General features: G+C 69.5%; 1 protein-coding gene and 1 pseudogene. One reads left to right on the forward strand and one right to left on the reverse strand.

Annotated elements, in window-relative coordinates; translation table 11 throughout:
- Nucleotides 1-233 (reverse strand): annotated as a pseudogene (locus E0F75_RS31725) (LacI family DNA-binding transcriptional regulator); the annotation flags it as partial.
- 191 nt (nucleotides 234-424) lie between these two features.
- Between E0F75_RS31725 and E0F75_RS31730 the strand changes: the two are divergent.
- Entirely contained in the window at nucleotides 425-2,620 is a 2,196-nt protein-coding gene (locus E0F75_RS31730; protein ID WP_229314406.1) for a discoidin domain-containing protein, read from the forward strand.
- Nucleotides 2,621-2,691: the final 71 nt, after the last annotated feature.

The following is a 2,691-nucleotide window of genomic DNA, read 5'->3' on the forward strand; positions in this document are numbered from 1 at the left end:
GTGAAGGACCTGCCCGTGGCGGAGAGCACCAGGGCTACGGTCCCGGTGCGCCGTGTGACCAGGGAACGGGCGGCCTGGTTGGGCGTGTAGCCGATGCGGGCGATGGCTTCGCTCACGCTCCGCTGGATGTCGGGAGCCACGTTGCGCACGCCGTTGACGACGCGGGACACCGTCGCGCGCGATACCCCCGCCTCGCGTGCGACGTCTTCCAGAGTCGGTCCTCGATTCCCCACCTGCGCACCTTAACGGTGCCGCGTGTCCGGTGGGAGGACGGTCCGAACCTGGCCGGAACCGGTTGGCGTCGACACTTAATGAAAGCCAAAAGAAAAGTCATGTCATACGCCTTGACCGTCAACTCGCCCGGCGGGCAAGGTTTCGGGAGAGCGCTCTCCCACGTTTCCCCCATGTATCCAGAGGAGACCCCATGTCTTCCGTCGGGTCCGCGCCGGTCTTCCGGCGACCCGCCTCACGCGTCCGCCGGGCCACCGTCGGCGCACTTGTCACCTCCCTGGCCGGCAGCCTGCTCGCCCTCGCCCCCGCCACGACGGCACAAGCGGCCCCCACCCTGCTCTCCCAGGGGAAGACCGCCACCGCCTCCTCCACCGAGGGCGGCGCCTTCTCCGCCTCCGCCGCCGTCGACGGCGACCTCACCGGAACCCGCTGGGCCAGCGCCTGGCAGGACGCCCAGTGGATCCAGGTCGACCTCGGCAGCAGCGCCACGCTCAGCCACGCCGTCCTCACCTGGGAAGCGGCCTACGGCAAGAGCTACGACATCCAGGCCTCCGAGAACGGCACCGACTGGCGGACCGTCACCACCGTCAGCGCGGGCGACGGAGGCAGCGACAACGTCACGCTCTCCGGCACCGGCCGCTACATCCGCATGAACGGCCTCACCCGGGCCACCGGATACGGCTTCTCCCTCTGGGAGTTCCAGGTCTTCGGCACCACCGGCGGCACCGGCCCGACGCTCCCCGGCGGCGGTGACCTCGGCCCGAACGTGCACGTCGTCGACCCGTCCACACCCGGCATCCAGGCCAAGCTCGACCAGGTCTTCCAGGAGCAGGAGTCGGCGCAGTTCGGCAGCGGCCGGCACGCCTTCCTCTTCAAGCCCGGCACCTACAACGGCCTCAACGCCCAGATCGGCTTCTACACCCAGATCGCCGGCCTCGGTCTGCGCCCCGGCGACACCACCATCAACGGTGATGTCACCGTCGACGCGGGCTGGTTCAACGGCAACGCCACCCAGAACTTCTGGCGCGGTGCGGAGGGTCTGACCCTCAACCCGGTCAACGGCACCGACCGGTGGGCCGTCTCGCAGGCCTCCTCGTTCCGCCGCATGCACGTCAAGGGCGGCCTCAACCTGGCACCGAACGGCTACGGCTGGGCCAGCGGCGGCTACATCGCCGACTCCAAGATCGACGGCCAGATCGGCAACTACTCCCAGCAGCAGTGGTACACCCGGGACAGCTCCATCGGCGGCTGGTCCAACAGTGTCTGGAACCAGACCTTCTCGGGCGTCGAGGGCGCCCCGGCGACCTCCTTCCCCGAGCCCCGCTACACCACGCTCGACACCACGCCGATCTCCCGCGAGAAGCCGTACCTCTACCTCGACGGCAACGAGTACAAGGTCTTCGCCCCCGCCAAGCGCGTCAACGCCCGCGGCACCAGCTGGGCCAACGGCGCCCCGCAGGGCGAGTCGATCCCGCTGAGCCAGTTCTACGTGGTCAAGCCGGGCGCCACCGCCGCCACCATCAACCAGGCACTGGCCCAGGGCCTGCACCTGCTGTTCACCCCGGGCGTCTACCACGTCGACCAGACGATCAACGTGAACCGGGCGAACACCATCGTGCTCGGCCTCGGCCTCGCCACGATCATCCCGGACAACGGCGTCACCGCGATGAAGGTCGCCGACGTCGACGGCGTCCGCCTCGCCGGCTTCCTGATCGACGCCGGCCCGGTCAACTCCCCGACCCTGCTGGAGCTCGGGCCGCAGAACTCCGCCGCCGACCACGCCGCCAACCCCACCACCGTGCAGGACGTGTACATCCGCATCGGCGGCGCCGGCGCGGGCAAGGCCACCACCAGCGTGGTCGTGAACAGCGACGACGCCATCATCGACCACACCTGGGTGTGGCGCGCCGACCACGGCGAGGGCTGGGGCTGGGAGACCAACCGCGCAGACTACGGCGTCCGGGTCAACGGTGACGACGTGCTCGCCACCGGTCTGTTCGTCGAGCACTTCAACAAGTACGACGTCGAGTGGTACGGCGAGCGCGGCCGCACGATCTTCTACCAGAACGAGAAGGCGTACGACGCCCCCAACCAGGCCGCCATCCAGAACGGCTCGACCAAGGGGTACGCCGCCTACCGGGTCGACGACTCCGTGAACACCCATGAGGCCTGGGGCCTCGGCAGCTACTGCAACTACAACGTGGACCCGACCATCGTCCAGGACCACGGCTTCAAGGCGCCCGTCAAGCCGGGCGTGAAGTTCCACAGCCTCCTGGTCGTGTCCCTCGGCGGTATGGGCCACTACAACCACGTCATCAACGACACCGGGGCGTCCACCATCCCCGCCGGCACCTCCACCGTGCCGTCCACCGTCGTCTCCTTCCCCTGACGGCCCCGCCGGGACGCGCCCCGACCGGTGCGTCCCGGCCCCTCACCCCTTCCGGGCGGCGCCCAGTCCCC

Source organism: Streptomyces sp. CB02980, assembly GCF_014451325.2.
Lineage (GTDB): Bacteria > Actinomycetota > Actinomycetes > Streptomycetales > Streptomycetaceae > Streptomyces.